The sequence below is a fragment of the Streptomyces anatolicus genome, assembly GCF_019400875.1.
GTDB lineage: Bacteria > Actinomycetota > Actinomycetes > Streptomycetales > Streptomycetaceae > Streptomyces > Streptomyces anatolicus.
The window spans coordinates 1-17,984 of sequence record NZ_WMBF01000096.1; the positions used below are offsets into that span (position 1 = coordinate 1).

The following is a 17,984-nucleotide window of genomic DNA, read 5'->3' on the forward strand; positions in this document are numbered from 1 at the left end:
GGCGGAGGGTGGCGCGTCCGTTGCGGCCTCCGCGTCACCGCCACGAGCACCCTCACCCTCGTCGTCACCCTCGCCATCGTCTGAGCGGGCGCTGACCGTCCGGCAGCTCAAGGGGCTGCTGCTCCGGGCCGAGGACGTGCCCGGTGTGGAGGGCGTGACGGAGCAGGCGCCCGCTCCTCGGTACAAGAAGCGGGTCGTCGTGAAGGGCCCGGGCTGCCAGGACGTGTTCGACACGCTCGTCGCCGGCGACGCTTCCGCTTCCGTGCTCCAGGACTTCTGGGGGGCCAACCAGCGCTGGGTCGGCAGGTCCTGGCTCTCCTCGTACGCGGGGAGCGAGGCCGAGAGGCGGTTCCGGGCGCTCGTGGCGGGGCTCAAGACCTGCCCGGCCCTGGTCGCGCGGACGCCCGAGGGGCAGCTCGACTCCCGGATCACCGTACGGAAGGCCCCGGCCCTCGGTGACGAAGCCGTCGCCTTCGATCTGAGCATGGACAAGCCGGGCAGCTCGGGCGGGTCAGGCGGCTCGGGCGGCTCAGGCGGCTCAGGCGGCTCGGGCGGCTCAAGTGCGGGCCGCCCCGTTATCACCGATCACCACATCCTCGTACGCGTCGGCTCCCTCACCCTGGACGTCGGCGACCGGGGCGCGCAGGGCGACCCTCGGCTCTCCCTGGAGGCCGTCGTCGACAAGCAGCTCGGCCGGATCGCGGACCAGGCCCCTCCCTACGCCCGCTCCTACTCCCCGTCCTTCTCCCCGCCCGCGCCGTAGAGCGCCTCGATCTCCCGCGCGTACGCCGCCGTCACCGCATGCCGCTTGATCTTCAAGGACGGGGTGAGGAGGCCGTTGGCCTCGGAGAACTCGCCCTCGATGATCGCGAACCTGCGGATGGACTCGGCCCTGGAGACCGCCGCGTTGGCGTGGTCCACGGCCCGTTGGACCTCCGCGATCATCTCCGGGTCGCGGGCCAGTTCGGCGAGCGGCGTCTCCAGGGGGCGTCTGCGCACGGCCAGCCAGTGTGTGACGGCCTCGGGGTCAAGGGCGACCAGCGCGGCGACGTACGAACGGTTGTCCCCTACGACGATGCACTGCCCCACGACCGCACGGCCGCGGAGCCGGTCCTCCAGGACGGCGGGCGCGACGTTCTTGCCGCCGGAGGTGACGATGATGTCCTTCTTGCGGCCGGTGATGGTGAGGTAGCCGGCCTCGTCCAGCGCCCCCAGGTCACCGGTGGCAAGCCACCCTTCGGTCAGCACGGCGTCCGTCGCCGCCGGGTTGTTCCAGTACCCCGTGAAGACGATGCCGCCCTTGAGCAGCACCTCCCCGTCGTCGGCGATGCGTACGGCCGTGCCGGGCACGGGCAGACCGACCGTGCCGGGGCGCGGCCGCAGCGGCGGGGTGAGGGTGGCGGCGGCCGTGGTCTCGGTGAGGCCGTACCCCTCGTAGACGATGATTCCGGCGGCGTAGAAGAAGAGGTTGAGGTCGCGGTCCAGGGGGGAGCCGCCGCTGATCGCGTAGCGCAGGTTGCCGCCGACCTCCTTGCGGATGCGGCGGTAGACGAGCAGTTCGTACAGCGCCCAGCCGAGGCGCAGGCCGAGTGAGGGTCCTGGCCTGCTCGGGTCGAGGAACTTGTCCAGGTACGCCTCGCCGAACCGCACCGCGACCCGCTCGGCCCGGTCGAAGGAGGCGGCGCGGCCCATCTTCTCCGCCGTCGCCCGGCCGGCGTCGTGGATCTTCTCGAAGAGGTACGGGACGCCGACGAGGAACGTCGGCCTGAACGCGCGCAGTTCAGGGCGGAGTTCGTCGGGCTTGACGCTCGGGAAGTGGCCCAGTTCGATGCGGGCCAGCATGCAGGCGATCTGCAGGGAGCGGCCCAGGATGTGGGCGAGCGGCAGAAAGAGGAGCGTGGAGGCGACCTGTCCGGTGATCTCCTTGAAGACGGGGTGCAGCAGGTCGACGGTGTTGGCGGCCTCGGCGTGGAGGTTGGCGTGGGTGAGGACGCAGCCCTTGGGGCGGCCCGTGGTGCCGGAGGTGTAGCAGAGGGTCGCGATGGAGTCCGGGGTCAGCGCGGAGCGCCGCTTGGTCACCTCCTCGTCGGACACGTCCCGGCCCAGAGCGGTCAGTTCCGCCATCGCGCCGCCGTCTATGTGCCAGATGCGGAGGCCGCCGTCGAGGGGCGGGGCGACGACGTGGGCGCGGGGGGCCTCCTCGGCCGTCGCTGTGTTCTCGGCGGTCGCTATGGCGGTCTCCGCGTTCTCGGCCGTCAACGCGTTATCGGCGGTCTCCGCGTTCCCGGCCGCCACCGCCTCCTCGACCGTCGCCGCGTTCTCGGCGGTCTCCGCGATCAGTAGGCGGGCGCCGGAGTCCCGGAGGATCCACTCGATCTGCTCCGCCGATGATGTTGCGTAGAGGGGAACGCTCTGGCCGCCCGCCGCCCAGATCGCGAAGTCCAGGACCGCCCACTCGTAGCGCGTACGTGACATCAGCGCGACCCGGCCGCCCGGTTCGAGGCCCGCCGCGAGCAACCCCTTCGCGATGTCGGTGACTTCGCGCGCGAAGGCGGCGGCGGTCACCGGATGCCAGCGGCCGCCCCGCTTGCGGCGCAGAACCACCGCGTCGGGGGCCTCGGCCGCGTTGGTGAACGGTATGTCGGCGGTGCTGCCCGCGGTGGCCCTCGCCACGAGCGGGGCGGTGCGGGCCTCGCGCACGGTCCCGTGCGCGTCCCTGACCAGCTCGACCTCGGCGCGCCCCGCGAGGTCACTGCGGCGCTGGGCCCTTCTCAGATCCTTGCGTACGCCCATGACGGCTCCCCGGCTTCGGTTTCGGGGCAACTTACTCGCGCGTAAGAAAAAGACAATCCCCCCGGACCGTCACGGGGGGGCAACGCCTGGGCGGCTCAAGGCGAACGCGGGCCGGACCGATGTAGGGCCCATGACATCTACGTACTCCCCTGGTGTCCGAAAGGCGGAGCCCCGCCTCACGGTCGACGCACCACGCCCAGGGCCCTGGCGGGCCCGCGCCCGCCTGGGGCTCGTCCTCCTGCCCGCCCTGGTCATCGCCGTCGCCGGTTTCCAGCGGCGGTGGATGTCCGACGACGGCCACATCTATGTGCGGACGGTCCGTCAGGTCCTCGCGGGCAACGGGCCCGTCTTCAACCCCGGGGAGCGTGCCGAGTCCTCCACCGGAACGCTGTGGCAGTGGCTGCTCGTGGCGGCCGGTGCGACGGGCGTGGACATCGCCACGGCGGCGATGTACGGCGGGCTGCTCCTGACCGCGGCCGGTTTCGCCCTCGCCGGGCTCGCGGCGCTCCGCCTGCACGGCCGCGGCGGCCGACCGCTGGGCGGGGGCGGCCAACCGTCAGACGAGGGTGGTCGAATGGGCCGCCCTCGCGGCGGGGGTGCCTTGCTGCTGCCCTGCGGCGCCCTGGTGCTGCTCGCGCTGCCGCCCGTCTGGGACTTCGCCACCTCCGGCCTGGAGACCGGGCTCGCCACCTGCTGGATCGCGGGCGCCTGGCTCGCACTCGTCGCACGGCCCCGCACCCTGGTGACCTGCGCCGTGCTCGGCCTCGGCCCCCTCGTACGGCCGGACCTGGCGCTGGTGTCGGCGGTCTTCCTGGCCGCTCAGTGGATCGTCGCGCGCCCCTCCTGGCGCGGGACCCTCGCGGGCGCCGGTGCCGCCGGGGCGCTCCCCCTCGCGTACGAGATCTTCCGCATGGGCTACTACGGGCATCTGGTGCCGCTGCCCGGCGTCACCAAGGAGGCCTCGCGGAGCCTGTGGGCGCGGGGCGCCGACTATCTCTGGGACTTCGCGGGGCCGTACGTGCTGTGGCTCCCGCTCCTGATGATCGTCGCGGCGGTCCTCGCGTCCGGGCCCGTGCGGGAGTGGGGGCGCGGGCGCGGCATCGGGGCCGCGTCCGCGATCGCCCCCGTGGCGGCCCCCGTACTCGCGGGCGCCCTGTGCTGGCTCTACGTCATCAAGGTGGGCGGCGACTTCATGCACGGGCGGATGTTCCTGCCGGGGCTGCTGCTGATGCTGCTGCCCGTCTTCCTCGTGCCCCTCACGCGCGCGTGGACGATCGTCGCCGCCGGGGTCGCGGTGTGGGCGGTGGCGTGTGCGGCGGTGCTGCGGGTGCCGTACGAGGGCCGGATCGGGCCGACCGGTGTCGCCGACGAGCGCGGGGTCTACGTACAGCAGAACGCCGCCCCTCACCCCCTGCACCACGACTTCGCGGGCCAGCCCGGCAACAGGGCCTACGCCGCTCTCGTACGCAAGCGGGTGCGCGCGGGCACGCCCACGCTGCTCCTCGCCCACACCCCGGTGCCCGCGGCCCGGCCCGGCGTGACGGGGATCTACAACACGCTGGGCTTCAGCGGTTCGGTCATCCCGCTCTCCGGCGCGGCGCTCGACCCGATCGGGCTCGCCTATCCGCTGGCGGCGCACTCAGAGAGCTTCAACGGCCGGGTGGGCCACGACAAGCGGCTCCCGGACGAGTGGATCGTCGCCGAGCGCGGTGTCGCAGACGGCCTGCCCCGGGGGCTCGACCCCGCCCGCGTCGACGCCGCCCGACGCGCCCTGCGCTGCGAGCCGTTCGCCGAGCTGCGGGCGGCCACGCGGGCCCCGATGACGGCCGGGCGGTTCTGGCGGAATCTGACGGGTGCCGTGGAGCTGACCTCGTTCCGGTTCCCGAACGATCCGGTGCGGGCCGAGCGGGAGCTGTGCGGATAGCCGATGCCTACGGCGCCGGTGACGGCGGAGTGCGGTCACGGAACGCTACGCTCGCCAAATGACCTTGGAATGGGAGCAGGTTGTCATCGACGCGACGGACCCCGAGGCGCTGGGGCGGTGGTGGGCCGAGGCCCTCGGCTGGACGGTGGTCGACAGCTCCGACGACGAGTACGAGATCAGGCCGGAGCCCGGCCACCTGCCCAGCCTGCTCTTCGGGCGGTCGCCGGAGAAGAAGACGGAGGTGAAGAACCGCGTCCACCTGGACTTCCGCCCGGACGACCGGGACGCCGAGGTCGCCCGCCTCCTGGCCCACGGGGCCCGGCACGCCGACGTCGGCCAGAGCGGCGACGAGCCGTGGGTCGTCCTGCTCGACCCGGAGGGCAACGAGTTCTGCGTGCTCGGCCCGCGCCGAGGCTGAGGCCCACGCCACGGCTGAGGCCCGCGCCGGACCGAAAGGCGCCCAACAGCCCCCTCAGCCCCAGCCCCTCAGCTCACCACGTCCTTGCGCGCGAAGCCCCGGAACGCCAGCGCGAAGAGCACCAGCGCGTACGTCACCGAGACCGCCGCGCCCTGGATCATGCCGCCCCACTCGGGGCGCGGCTGGATGAGGTCCGCCCAGGCGAACTGCCAGTGCGCGGGGAGGAAGTCGCGCCAGTGACCGAGCGCGGTGACCGCGTCCAGGACGTTGCCGACGATGGTGAGGCCGACCGCGCCGCCGACCGCGCCGAGCGGCGCGTCGGTCTTCGTCGAGAGCCAGAACGCGAGGCCCGCGGTGACCAGCTGGGAGACGAAGACGTAACCGACGGCGATCAGCAGGCGGCCCGCCGCCGTGTCCGCGGGCAGCACGCCGCCGGTGGGGATCTCCAGCGGCCCCCAGCCGTACGCCACCGTGCCGACCGCGAGCGCGATCAGCGGGAGCAGCACCATGGCGGCGGCGCTGAGGCCGAGCGCCACGGCGAGCTTGGACCAGAGCAGGCGGGCCCGTGGCACGGGGGCCGCGAGCAGATAGCGCAGTGACGACCAGCTCGCCTCGGAGGCGACCGTGTCCCCGCAGAAGAGCGCGACGGGGATGACGAGGAGGAAGCCCGCCGAGACGAACAGGCAGGTCGCCGCGAAGTTGGCCGCGGACGCCGTGGCCGTGTCCATCAGCGTCACCTCGGCGTTGCGCCCGCCCGGCGAACCGGCGACGGCGAACGCGGTGACGAGGACGAGGGGCAGCAGCGCCATGATGCCGCCCATCACGAGCGTGCGGCGCCGCTTCAGCTGGCGGACCGCCTCGACCCGCAGCGGCAGCGTGTGTCCGGCGCGGTAGCCGGGCGCCGTGGGGCGCTCCAGGGTGGGGGCGCTCATGCGGTGCCTCCGATCAGGGTGAGGAACGCGTCTTCGAGGCGGCGGTGCGGGCCCATGGACTCCACGGGCACGTCGAGGCGGACCAGTTCGGGCAGGAGCCGGGCGCCGCTCGCGCTCTCCGTGCCGTCGAGGCGGATCAGGAGGCCGTCGTCGGCGCGGACCGCGGAGGCGACACCGGGCAGCGCGGCGATCTTGTCGAGCAGCGGGTCGGAGACGGCCCCCGCCAGCCCGACGAGGAGCGTGTCCCCGGACCCGATGATCTCCGCGACCGGGCCGGCCTGGACGAGGCGGCCGCGGTCCATGACGACCAGGTGCGTGCAGGACTGCTCGACCTCGGCGAGGAGGTGGCTGGAGACGATGACCGTGCGCCCGCCGCGTGCGTAGCGGATCATGACCTCTCGCATCTCGCGGATCTGCGGCGGGTCGAGGCCGTTCGTCGGCTCGTCGAGGATCAGCAGGTCCGGCAGGCCGAGCATGGCCTGGGCGATGGCCAGGCGCTGGCGCATGCCCTGCGAGTACGTCCGCACGGCCCGGGCAAGGGCGTCGCCGAGCCCGGCGATCTCCAGTGCCTCGTCCAGGTGGGCGTCGGCGGCGGGGCGGCCGGTCGCCTTCCAGTACAGCTCCAGGTTCTCCCGGCCGCTGAGGTGGGGCAGGAAGCCGGCGCCCTCGACGAACGCGCCGACCCGGGAGAGGACGGGCGCGCCCGGCACGATCGCCTGGCCGAAGACGCGGATCTCGCCCGCGTCGGGCCGGATCAGGCCCATCAGCATGCGCAGGGTCGTCGTCTTGCCCGCGCCGTTCGGCCCCAGAAGGCCGAGGACCTGGCCCTTCTCGACGCGGAAGGAGACGTCACGGACCGCGTACCGCTCGCTGGACTTGGCGTACCGCTTGCTCAAGTCCGTGATCTGGAGCGGCACTTCGGCGAGGTCGGGGTCGGGTGCGGGCGCCGTCGTGCGGCGGCGGCCGGTGAGGAGCAGGCCGAGCGCGACGACGGCTCCGGCGACCGGCAGCCACCACACCCAGGAGGGCAGGGGCGCGGCGGCGGTCCGCACGCCGGGGGCGGTCGGCACCTTCAGGTCGCTCTTGAGCGAGACGGTGTACTCGGCGGGGTCGACCGGTGAGGCGTACCCGAGGTCGGTGGAGGCGAGGACGAGGCGCAGGCGGTGGCCCTTCTGCACCTCGTGGTCGACGGCGGGCAGGCGCAGCTCGACGTCCTTGCCCTTCTTGGCGCCCTCGACCCTTACCGGCGCGACCAGTTGGGAGGGCAGGACCTGCTGCTTTCCGTCGGGGCTGACGTCGTACACCTTCGTGAAGAGCACCGCGTCGTCGCGGGAGGACTTCACATGGGCGCGGACCGTCGGCGTCCCGGTGATCCGCAGGTCCTCGCCGAGCGGCTTCGAGTCGAACTTGGCGTGCTGCCCGGGGATGTCGAGGGAGACGCCGACGCCGAGGGAGGAGAGCCGGGAGAGGCCTCTGCCGCCGAGGCCGGGGAGGGTGGAGACGGCGGGCGGGCTGGCGCCCGCGGGGTTGTCGAAGGTCTGCTCGCGTCCGGTGAGCGGGACCGCGCGCCGGCCGCTCTCCAGGCCGGGGTAGGTGTCGCCGCTCGCGCCCCGCAGCTGGGCGGCGCCGTCGGTGGAGTCGATGCCTCCGGTGCGGGTGACGCGGAACGCGGGGCCGGTGCCGGCGCTCTTGTCGCCCTTCAGATAGCGGTCGAACCAGGCGCCGACGCGCTTCTCGACGCGCCCGCGCTCGGCCTCGCGCTCGCCGCCGTCGTGGCCGCCCGCGATCCAGTCGACGGTCACCGGCGCGCCGTTGGCACGGACCGCGCGGGCGATGGCGTCGCCCTGGCCGAGCGGGAAGAGCGAGTCGGTCTGGCCCTGCGCGAGGTACGTCGGCACCTTGATGCGGTCGCCGACGGCGGCGGGGCTGCGCGCGGCGAGCAGTTCACGCGCCTTCGCGTCGGGCTCTCCGGCGACCGCGACCCGGTTGTACATGGCGCACAGCTGCTTCTCGAACTTCTCGCAGCCACCACCGGTGTTGATGAACGAGCCGGTCCACAGCTTCTTGAAGACGCCGTCGGGGAACAGCGCGTCCGCGAGGTTCCAGTACGTGATCTGCGGGGCGATCGCGTCGACCCGCTGGTCGTACCCCGCGGCGAGCAGTGACACCGCTCCGCCGTACGACGCTCCGGTGACGCCCACGCGCGGGTCGCCGGCCTTGTCGAGACGCACCTCGGGCCGCTTCGCGAGCCAGTCGATGAGCTTGGAGACGTCGGCGACCTCGGCCTTGGGGTCGTTGAGACCGATCTTGCCGGTGGACTTGCCGAAGCCGCGCGCGGACCAGGTCAGCACGGCATAGCCGTCCGCCGCCAGCTCCTCGGCCTGCTCGCGCACGTCCGCCTTGCTGCCGCCGAAGCCGTGGCCGATGAGGACGGCGGGGCGCTTGGCGTCCGGGTCCCCCGCGGTGAAGTACGAGGTGTCGATCTTCGCGCCGTCGGCGTCGAGCGTGCCGTCGGCGCGGTGCACGGAGGGGCCGTCGTCGGCGGCGACCGCCGTCCAGGTGCCCGCGCCCGCGAGCACCACGACGGCGGCCGCCGCGGCGAGCAGCCGTCGTGGCCCGCGCGGTCCGGGAAGCCTGGGCCTGGGCAGTCGTAGATCCATGCGTCCACCGTACGGGCGGCCACCGACAACCGTGGCAGCCGCCGGTCTGAACTGTCCCGCATCCCCGGGGAGTAGACTCCGCGCCCCGCGTACCGCGATCGTGGTACGCATGGAGATCAGAGCCACGGCGGAGAACCGGCCCACGGCGCGGATCCGGCCCGCGACGACCGTCGCCGAGGTGGCCGCCGCCGCGCACCTCTTCGACGGCCCCGTCCGCCCCGAGGCGGCCCGCCGCTTCCTGGACAGCCCCGGCCACCACCTCCTGCTCGCGTACGGGCAGGACGACGGCGCCCCCGTCGGCTTCGTCAGCGGCGTCGAGACGGTCCACCCCGACAAGGGCGCGGAGATGTTCCTGTACGAACTCGGCGTCGACGAGCGCTTCCGCCGTCGCGGGACGGGCCGCGCGCTGGTCGACGCGCTGGCCGCGCTCGCGCGGGAGCGGGGCTGTCACGGCATGTGGGTCGGCGTGGACACGGACAACGAGGCGGCGCTCGCGACGTACCGGGGCGCGGGCGCGAAGGACGAGGGGCGGTTCGCGTCGCTGGGGTGGGACTTCAGCTGACTCGGGCGGGACTGCGGCTGAGCGGAACGCGGCATGGGCTGAGCGGAACGCGACTTCGGCTGACCGAGGGCGCGCCGCGTCAGGGGTGAACCTAGGCTGCACCTATGACATCTCAGGCCGCATCCCCCGTCTCCGGGGCCTCCCTCGCCACCGGCCAGCGCTCGCTCGGCGACCCGTCCGTCCGTTTCCCCCTGTGGCCGCCGCTCACCGCGGGCTGCCCGGTGACCAGCACGGAGAGCGTGTCCTACCCCGTCGAGGTCGACTACGCGTACGACAAGGTGCCCGCCGGTCTCTTCACCACGGCACCCGGGCAGCCGCGCGGCCACGAGCGCTGGGCCCCGCTCCTGCCGCCGCTGCACGCCCCCGGCCTCGGCGAGGGCGGCACACCGCTCGTCTCCCTCGACGAGGGAGTGTGGATCAAGGACGAGTCCCGCAACCCGACGTGGAGCCACAAGGACCGCATCAACCGCGTCACGGTCAGCGCGGCGGTCGGCGCGGGCGCGGAGGGCATCGTCGTCGCCTCGTCCGGCAACCACGGCGCCTCCGCGGCGGCGTACGCGGCGCGGGCGGGCCTGCGCTGCGTGGTGATCGGCTCGGCGGGGACGCCGCCCGCGGTCGACGCGTTCCTGCGGGCGTACGGGGCCGTGGTGCTGCCCGTGCCCGAGAGCGCGCGGTGGCCGCTGCTGCGGCGGATCGTGGAGCGGTTCGGCTACCACCCGGTCAGCAATGTGACGCCCACGCACACCGGGCACGCGTTCGGCCCCGAGGGCTACAAGACCCTCGCCTACGAGATCTTCACCGAACTCGGCGTCCCCGCGGCGGTGTTCCTGCCCACCGGCTACGGCGAACTGCTCTTCGGCGTCTGGAAGGGCTTCGCGGAGCTGTTCGCCCTCGGCCTCGCCGACCGGGTGCCCCGCATGTACTCCTGCGAGCCCTCGGCCGGGGGCCCACTCGCCGCTGCGCTGCGGGACGGGATCCCGGCGACGCGAGTCCCGACCGGCGCGACGGCGGCGTACGCGATCAGCTCCTCGGTCGGCGGCTACCGCGGGGTCGTCGCCGTCCGGGAGAGCGGCGGCGGCGCACTCCTCGTCTCGGACGCGGAGATGGACGCGGCGCGGGCGGAGCTGGCCCGGGCGGGGCTCTGGACCGAGCTGTCGGCCGCCGCGGGCCTCGCGGGGTTCCGCCGACGCGGGGACGCGGCGCTGGACGGGCCCGTGGTGTGCGTGTCCACGTCCTCCGGGTTCAAGGACCGTGACCTGCTCTCCGCCGAGGGCTCGGCGGAGCTGGACCCGGAGGACTGGGCGGAGGTGGAGCGGCGGATCAGGGGCTGAAGGCCGGCCCCCTGCCCCGGACCTCGGGAGGTTCAGACGCCGGAGGGCCTGAGGGATTCCTCCCCGTCCTCCGGCACGCTCACCAGCCACCGCGTGTCGCGCCGCGGCCGCAGGTACAGCGCCCAGTACAGCGTCGCCACGACCACGATCCCGCCGGTCCACATGAGGTACTGCGCCTCCTGCTGGCTCAGCACGTACGCGAGTACGGCGATCAGCACCACGGGCACGGCCGGCCACAGCGGCATCCGCCAGGCCGCGCTGTGCCCGTGCGAGCCCCGCCGGGCGAGCAGCGCGGCGACCGCGACCAGGAGGTACATGCCGGTCACGGAGACGCCGGTCACCCCGTACAGGGTGTCGAGGTTGACGAAGCACAGGAGCGCGCCGGGGACGCCGACGAGGAGCGTGGCGATCCAGGGGGCGCCGGACGCGCCGAGCTTGGAGAGGGCCTTGTTGACCGGCGTGGGCCACGCCTTGTCCCGCGCGGAGGCGAACAGGACGCGGGAGTTCTGGATGACCATGACGATGCCCGCGTTGATGATGGCGAGGGCCACGCAGAGGCTGACGAACGTACCGACCGCCGAGTTGGACCAGGCCGTCACCATGGCGCTGATGTCGCCCTGGGTCAGGGCGGTGAGGCTCTCCGCGCCCATGGTGATCGCGATGACCGGCACCAGGATGATCACGGCGGAGATGCCGAGGGTGGCGAGGACGGTCCGCGCCACATTGCGGCGCGGGTTCTCCAGCTCCTCGGAGAGGTAGACGGCCGTGGAGAAGCCCTGCGTGACGAAGAGGGCAATCGCGAGGCCGGAGACGATCAGCATGGCGGTGACCGCGTCGACGCCGCCGGGGCCGGAACCGGCCACCGACAGGTCCACCAGGCTGCCCGCGCCCCGCTCGGCGTGGGCGAAGCCGAGGACGGCCACGACGCCCGCCGCGACGACCTCGAGGACGAGGAAGATGCCGGTGATCCAGGCGTTGGCGCGCAGGTCGAGCAGGCCCGCGAGGGTGGCGCAGATCATGACGCCGGCGCCCGCGTAGGAGGGGTCGAGGTCGATGACCGGTGCCAGATAGTCCGCCGTGCCCATGGCGATGACGGGCGGCACGATCATCACGACGAGCAGCGAGAGCACGAAGACCAGCCAGCCCGCCAGGCGCCCCGCCATGGTGGAGACCATCGCGTACTCGCCGCCCGCGCTGGGGATGAGGGTGCCCAGCTCCGAGTAGCAGAACGCGACGCCCACGCAGAGCAGCGAGCCGATCGCGATGGTGAGCGCGGTGGCGGTGCCGAGCGAGGCGAAGAGGTCGGGGACGACCACGAAGAGCGTGGAGGCGGGCGTCACGCAGGAGAGCGTGAGGAGGGTGCCGCCCACGACGCCGATGGAGCGCTTGAGCTTCTGGGTGTCGCCCGGCACGGCCAGGGGCGCGAGGGGCGCCCCGGGGGTCTCGGCGGGGGCGGACTTGAGCGGGCGAAGCGTATCGGTCATACAGCGCGGTTCCGATCGACTCGTGCGGCAGATTCTGCGGGGGGTCTGCGGGGGAGCCCTATCGCCTCCGAAGGCTGTCGAGCTGTCTTTCAGTGGCTCCCGGCGCGTCATCTCACCCCGGCGCTAACCGGAACGTCAACGGTCATTTACCTACGGAATCCGCAGCGCGCCCACCTCCCAAGTCGCCTCGCTTTCGCAAGAGTTTGTCTCTTCGGGGCGCAATGAACATGCCGACACCAGATATGACCTTCGTATTGCAGGCGTATGAACACAGCCGCTTTCGCTGCCCGAATTGCACCCTGTGCACGGGAACCGCAAGAGCGGCGTCAAAAAAGAATCAGGACCGTCCGAAATCCGGACGGTCCTGATGTACGCGCTGTCACGTGCTGTCACACGTGGCGACTCAGTGGTTGCGCGGGAAGCCCAGGTCCACCCCGGCCGGCGCGTCCGACGGGTCGGGCCAGCGCGTGGTGACGACCTTGCCGCGCGTGTAGAAGTGCGTGCCGTCGTTGCCGTAGATGTGGTGGTCGCCGAAGAGCGAGTCCTTCCAGCCACCGAAGGAGTGGTAGCCGACCGGCACCGGGATCGGCACGTTCACGCCGACCATGCCCGCCTCGATCTCCAGCTGGAAGCGGCGGGCCGCGCCGCCGTCGCGGGTGAAGATCGCGGTGCCGTTGCCGAACGGCGAGGCGTTCATGAGCGCCACGCCCTCCTCGTACGTGTCCACGCGCAGGACGCATAGGACCGGGCCGAAGATCTCGTCCTGGTAGGCCTTGGCGGTGGTCGGGACGCGGTCGAGCAGGGAGAGGCCGATCCAGTGGCCGTTCTCGTGGCCCTCGACCGTGTAACCGGTGCCGTCGAGGACGACCTCGCAGCCCTCCGCCTCGGCGCCCGTGACGTACGAGGCGACCTTGTCGCGGTGGGCGGCGGTGATGAGCGGGCCCATCTCGGACGCCGGGTCGTTGCCCGGGCCGATCTTGATCTTCTCGGCGCGCTCCTTGATCTTGCCCACCAGCTCGTCGGCGATGGAGCCGACCGCGACGACGGCCGAGATGGCCATGCAGCGCTCGCCCGCGGAGCCATAGGCCGCCGAGACGGCGGCGTCGGCGGCCGCGTCCAGGTCGGCGTCGGGCAGGACCAGCATGTGGTTCTTGGCGCCGCCGAGCGCCTGCACGCGCTTGCCGTTGGCGGAGGCGGTGGTGTGGATGTGGCGGGCGATGGGCGTGGAGCCCACGAAGGAGACGGCCGCCACGTCCGGGTGCTCCAGGAGGCGGTCCACGGCCACCTTGTCGCCGTGCAGGACGTTGAAGACACCGTCGGGCAGACCGGCCTCCGCAAGCAGCTCCGCGATCTTCATCGACGCGGACGGGTCCTTCTCGGAGGGCTTCAGTACGAAGGTGTTGCCGCAGGCGATGGCCAGCGGGAACATCCACATCGGCACCATCGCCGGGAAGTTGAACGGCGTGATGCCCGCGACGACGCCGAGCGGCTGGCGGATGGAGGAGACGTCCACGCGGCTCGCCACCTCCGTCGACAGCTCGCCCTTGAGCTGCACGGTGATGCCGCAGGCCAGGTCGACGATCTCCAGGCCGCGCGCGACCTCGCCGAGCGCGTCGGAGTGCACCTTGCCGTGCTCGGCGACGATCAGCTCGGCGATCGCGTCGCGGTTGGCGTCGAGCAGCGCGCGGAACTTGAAGAGGATCGCCGTGCGCTTGGCGAGCGAGGAGGTGCCCCAGGTCGCGAAGGCCTCGCGGGCGGCGGCGACGGCGGCGTCCACCTCGTCCACCGACGCGAACGCGACCCGCGTCGTGACGACGCCGGTCGCCGGGTCGGTGACCGGGCCGTAGTTGCCGGACGCGCCCTCGACGGCCTTCCCGCCGATCCAGTGATTGACCGTCTTCGTCATGACAAGCATCCCTACTCTCACAGGTGGCGGCGTCGGGCAGCGACGTGCCGGTCGTACTCTTCCCTGGCCTTGACCGCGGACACCCGGTTCGCCGTCTCGGCCACGGGCACATCCCACCACGCCTGCGCCGGGGGCGGCCCCGACACTGTGTCTGCCGTTTCCGTCTCCACATAGACACATGTGGGACGGTCCGCCGCACGCGCCTCCCGCAGCGCCTCGCGCAGGTCACGCACGGTTTTGGCGCGCAGCACCCGCATCCCGAGCGAGGCCGCGTTGGCCGCGAGGTCGACGGGCAGCGGGCCCTCGCTGTACGTCCCGTCGGGCGCCCGGAAGCGGTAGTCCGTGCCGAACCGCTCGGCGCCCACGGCCTGGGAGAGCCCGCCGATGGAGGCGTACCCGTGGTTCTGCAGGATGACGACCTTGATCGGCACGTTCTCCTGGACGGCCGTGACGATCTCGGTGGGGTTCATCAGATACGTCCCGTCGCCGACCAGCGCCCACACCGGCCGCTCGGGCGCGGCGAGCGCGACACCGATGGCCGCCGGGATCTCGTATCCCATGCAGGAGTAGCCGTACTCGACGTGGTACTGCCGCGCCGACCGGGCACGCCACAGCTTGTGCAGGTCGCCGGGGAGCGACCCGGCGGCGTTGATGACGATGTCGTCTTCCGTCACCAACTCGTCGAGCGCGCCCACGACTTGGGCCTGCGTGGGCCGCACGTCCGGCTCGCCCGCGTGGTACGCGGCGTCGACGCGCTGCTCCCAGCGGGCCTTGTCGCCCGTGTACTCGGCGGTGTAGTCGCCTGCGACGCGGTGGCCGCGCAACTCCCGGGTGAGCGCGCCGAGTCCGGCGCGGGCGTCGGCGATCAGGGTGGCGCCCGCCATCTTGTGGCCGTCGAACGGGGCCACGTTGAGGTTGAGGAAGCGCACCCCCGGCCGTTCGAAGAGGGTGCCGGAGGCGGTGGTGAAGTCGCTGTAGCGGGTGCCGACGCCGATCACCAGGTCGGCGGCGCGGGCCAGTTCGTTCGCCGTCGCCGTGCCCGTGTGGCCGATGCCGCCGACGTCCGCCGGGTGGTCGAAGCGCAGGGAGCCCTTGCCCGCCTGGGTGGAGGCGACGGGGATGCCGGTCGCGTCGGCGAACTCCCGCAGGGCGTCCTCGGCCGCGCTGTGGTGGACGCCGCCGCCCGCGATGACCAGGGGCCGCCGCGCCTCGCGCACGGCGTCCGCGGCGGCGGCAAGCTCCCGCGGGTCCGGGGCCGGCCTGCGCACGGCCCAGACCCGCTCGGCGAAGAACTCCTCGGGCCAGTCGTACGCCTCGGCCTGGACGTCCTGTGGCAGGGCGAGCGTGACGGCACCGGTCTCGGCGGGGTCGGTGAGCACCCGCATCGCGGCGAGAGCGGCCGGAATGAGCGCTTCCGGCCGGGTCACGCGGTCGAAGTACTTCGAGACGGGCCGCAGACAGTCGTTGACGGAGACATCGCCCGCGTACGCCACTTCGAGCTGCTGGAGCACGGGGTCGGCGGGGCGGGCCGCGAAGGTGTCGCCGGGCAGGAGCAGGACGGGCAGGCGGTTGACGGTGGCGAGGGCGGCGCCGGTGACGAGGTTGGTGGCGCCGGGGCCGATGGAGGTGGTGACGGCGTGGGTGGACAGGCGCCCCGACTGCCGGGCGTACCCGACAGCGGCGTGCACCATGGCCTGTTCGTTGCGCCCCTGGTGGAAGGGCATGTCGTCGGCGTACTCGACGAGCGCCTGCCCGATCCCGGCCACGTTGCCGTGCCCGAAGATCCCCCAGGTCGCGCCGATCAGCCGCCGCCGCTCGCCGTCCCGCTCGGTGAACTGCCGGGTCAGGAAGCGTACGAGCGCCTGCGCGGTGGTGAGCCGCACGCCGCCCGGCTGGGTCCGCGTCATCGGTATCCCTCCGTGTGGTCGGGGTGGAAGCGGATCCGCCACTCCCGCTCATCGCCGGGCCCCGCCATGACGTTCAGGTAGTACATCGCGTGCCCCGGCTGGGCGACGGACGGGCCGTGCCAGCCGTCGGGCACGAGCACGGCGTCACCGGTGCGGACCTCGGCGAGGACATCGGTACCACCCTCGCGGGAGGGGAACACCCGCTGATACCCGAAGCCTTCACGCCCGCCGACCGTCTCGATCTCGAAGTAGTAGATCTCCTCCAGCTCGGCCTCGACGCCCGGGCGGTGCTCGTCGTGCTTGTGGGGCGGATACGAGGACCAGTTGCCGCCGGGCGTGATCACCTCGACGGCGATGAGGCGGTCGCACTCGAAGGCGTCCGCGGCCGCGAAGTTGCGCACCTCGCGGGCGCAGGTGCCGCTGCCGCGGCTCTCGACGGGTACCTCCGGCGCGGAGCCGTAGCGGGCGGGGAGTCGACGCTCGCACTTCGCTCCTGCCAGGGCGAAGCGGCCTCCCGCGCCGGAGGCGATCTGGATTCGGGCGTCACGGGGCACGTAAGCGAAATCGGTGACTCCGCTGAACACGCTCTCCCTGCCCAGGAGTTCGATGGTCCCGTCTTCCGTGTGCACCGTACAGCCGCCGGTCAGCGGGAGCACGATCCATTCACTCTCCCCGGTGGCGAAGGTGTGGGTGCCACCGGGTCCCAGCTCGACGACGCGCAGCGCGGAGTGGACCCAGCCTGCCCGTTTCGGGTCGATGTCGACGGCGTACGGTCCATGGGCCGCACTGCCTTTCGGTACGTACGTCATATGAGCCTCCTCGGCCTCTCCGCCCCCGCTACAGCAGTCCTACGGCGGTGTCGACCGCCCCCGCCACATCCCCGTCGGGCGGATAGAGCAGCGCCCTGCCGACGACGAGACCCTGCACGGTGGGCAGCCGCAGGGCGCCGCGCCACTTCTCGTACGCGGCGTCCTGATCGTCCCCGATGTCGCCGCCGAGCAGTACGGCGGGCAGGGTCGAGGTCTCCATGACGCGGGCCATGTCGTCGGGGTTCTCGGTGACGGGGACCTTCAGCCAGGTGTAGGCGGAGGTGCCGGCGAGGCCGGAGGCGATGGCGATGGACCGGGTGACGGCCTCGGCGCTCAGGTCGTTGCGGGGCGGACCCGTGCCGTCGCCGCGGGTCCGGCGGGTGAGGAACGGCTCGATGAAGACCGGCAGCCCGCGCTCGGCCATGGCGTCGACGACGCGGGCGGCGGAGTGCAGCGTGGTCAGCGAGCCGGGGTCGGCGTAGTCGAGGCGGAGCAGCAGCTTGCCCGCGTCGAAGCCGAGCCGTTCGAGGTCCTCGGGCCGGTACCCGGTGAACCGGTCGTCCAGCTCGAACGCGGCGCCCGCGAGGCCGCCGCGGTTCATCGACCCCATGACGACCTTGCCGTCGAGGGCGCCGAGGAGCAGCAGGTCGTCGAGTACGTCGGCACTGGCGAGGACGCCGTCGACGCCGGGCCGCGAGAGCGCGAGGCAGAGCCGTTCGAGGAGGTCACGCCGGTTGGCCATGGCGAACGGATCGCCGCCGACGCCGAGGGCCCCCCGGGCGGGGTGATCGGCGGCAACGATCAACAACCGCCGACCGTCGGCGAGGAGCCGTCGCCGGGGGCGCCGGGCGGCGGCTTCGAGGATGGCCTCGGGGCGCTGGGCCCGAATACGGGTGAGGTCAGCAAATTCCAGCGCCTCCGACGGAAATTCCAGCCCCTCCGGCGGACGCGCGGAAAATTCCAGCCCCTCCGGCGTTTGAGGAGCGGGGTCCGGGGCGGAGCCCCGTGAACGGCGCGCAGAGCCCGGCTTCACAAGACAGCCCCCGCTTCAACAGCTGAGGCGACCTCGCCAGCAAACGGCATGGCGGAACTGCACTCCAGTCGCGAAGCGACGATCGCACCCGCCGCATTGGCGTACCGCAACGTCCTCTCCAACTCCCAGCCCGCGAGCAGCCCATGACACAAGGCACCGCCAAACGCGTCCCCCGCACCGAGCCCGTTGAGAACCGTCACCGGCAGCGGCGGCACCCGCACCACC

The 17,984-nt window shown here is 72.7% G+C and carries 14 protein-coding genes; 5 read left to right on the forward strand and 9 right to left on the reverse strand.

Annotation, left to right across the window (positions count from 1 at the left end; all coding sequences use genetic code 11):
- On the forward strand, positions 1-763 hold a 763-nt coding region (locus GKQ77_RS12045), incomplete at its 5' end, for a hypothetical protein (protein WP_219688709.1).
- On the opposite strand, the gene GKQ77_RS12050 is transcribed toward GKQ77_RS12045, so the two are convergent.
- Positions 730-2,793 carry an AMP-dependent synthetase/ligase gene (locus tag GKQ77_RS12050; protein WP_219688710.1) on the reverse strand — a complete coding sequence of 688 codons (2,064 nt, stop codon included), beginning with the start codon at positions 2,791-2,793 and terminating at the stop codon, positions 730-732. The two genes, GKQ77_RS12045 and GKQ77_RS12050, sit on opposite strands and share 34 nt — an antisense overlap.
- Before the next feature lie 130 nt (positions 2,794-2,923).
- Here GKQ77_RS12050 and GKQ77_RS12055 point away from each other — a divergent pair, with 130 nt between their 5' ends.
- A complete protein-coding gene (locus GKQ77_RS12055) occupies positions 2,924-4,717 on the forward strand; it encodes an arabinofuranosyltransferase AftB family protein (RefSeq protein ID WP_219688711.1) in 1,794 nt (597 codons plus the stop codon).
- A 58-nt stretch (positions 4,718-4,775) separates the two neighbouring features.
- Positions 4,776-5,135 carry a VOC family protein gene (locus tag GKQ77_RS12060; RefSeq protein ID WP_219688712.1) on the forward strand — a complete coding sequence of 120 codons (360 nt, stop codon included), beginning with the start codon at positions 4,776-4,778 and terminating at the stop codon, positions 5,133-5,135.
- 68 nt (positions 5,136-5,203) lie between these two features.
- Here the strand turns inward: GKQ77_RS12060 and GKQ77_RS12065 are convergent, their stop codons facing one another.
- Positions 5,204-6,067, reverse strand: coding sequence for an ABC transporter permease (locus GKQ77_RS12065; protein ID WP_219688713.1), 864 nt, complete (start codon positions 6,065-6,067; stop codon positions 5,204-5,206).
- On the reverse strand, positions 6,064-8,727 hold the full coding sequence (locus tag GKQ77_RS12070; protein WP_219688714.1) for an alpha/beta fold hydrolase: 2,664 nt from the start codon (positions 8,725-8,727) through the stop codon (positions 6,064-6,066). The genes GKQ77_RS12065 and GKQ77_RS12070 overlap by 4 nt, the downstream gene beginning before the upstream one ends.
- Before the next feature lie 109 nt (positions 8,728-8,836).
- Between GKQ77_RS12070 and GKQ77_RS12075 the strand changes: the two genes are divergently transcribed.
- Together GKQ77_RS12075 and GKQ77_RS12080 are read left to right on the forward strand one after the other, a co-directional pair.
- Positions 8,837-9,289, forward strand: a complete 453-nt coding sequence (locus GKQ77_RS12075; RefSeq protein WP_219688715.1) for a GNAT family N-acetyltransferase — start codon at positions 8,837-8,839, stop codon at positions 9,287-9,289.
- Between the two features lie 104 nt (positions 9,290-9,393).
- On the forward strand, positions 9,394-10,620 hold the full coding sequence (locus tag GKQ77_RS12080) for a threonine synthase (protein ID WP_219688716.1): 1,227 nt from the start codon (positions 9,394-9,396) through the stop codon (positions 10,618-10,620).
- Between the two features lie 32 nt (positions 10,621-10,652).
- Here GKQ77_RS12080 and GKQ77_RS12085 read toward each other — a convergent pair whose 3' ends face one another.
- The 6 genes from GKQ77_RS12085 to GKQ77_RS12110 all read right to left on the reverse strand — a co-directional run.
- The gene (locus tag GKQ77_RS12085) at positions 10,653-12,104 is read right to left on the reverse strand and encodes an APC family permease (RefSeq protein WP_219688717.1); all 1,452 of its coding nucleotides are present in this window, start codon (positions 12,102-12,104) and stop codon (positions 10,653-10,655) included.
- Between the two features lie 403 nt (positions 12,105-12,507).
- A complete protein-coding gene (mmsA, locus tag GKQ77_RS12090) occupies positions 12,508-14,010 on the reverse strand; it encodes a CoA-acylating methylmalonate-semialdehyde dehydrogenase (protein WP_219688718.1) in 1,503 nt (500 codons plus the stop codon).
- Between the two features lie 17 nt (positions 14,011-14,027).
- Positions 14,028-15,917, reverse strand: a complete 1,890-nt coding sequence (gene iolD / locus GKQ77_RS12095; RefSeq protein WP_219688719.1) for a 3D-(3,5/4)-trihydroxycyclohexane-1,2-dione acylhydrolase (decyclizing) — start codon at positions 15,915-15,917, stop codon at positions 14,028-14,030.
- On the reverse strand, positions 15,914-16,726 hold the full coding sequence (gene iolB, locus GKQ77_RS12100) for a 5-deoxy-glucuronate isomerase (protein ID WP_219688720.1): 813 nt from the start codon (positions 16,724-16,726) through the stop codon (positions 15,914-15,916). Before iolB ends, iolD begins: the two co-directional genes overlap by 4 nt.
- Before the next feature lie 28 nt (positions 16,727-16,754).
- Entirely contained in the window at positions 16,755-17,639 is an 885-nt protein-coding gene (locus GKQ77_RS12105) for a Cgl0159 family (beta/alpha)8-fold protein (RefSeq protein ID WP_219688721.1), read from the reverse strand.
- Positions 17,640-17,755: 116 nt separating this feature from the next.
- The coding region (locus tag GKQ77_RS12110) for a PfkB family carbohydrate kinase (RefSeq protein ID WP_258021211.1) at positions 17,756-17,984 on the reverse strand (229 nt) is incomplete at its 5' end.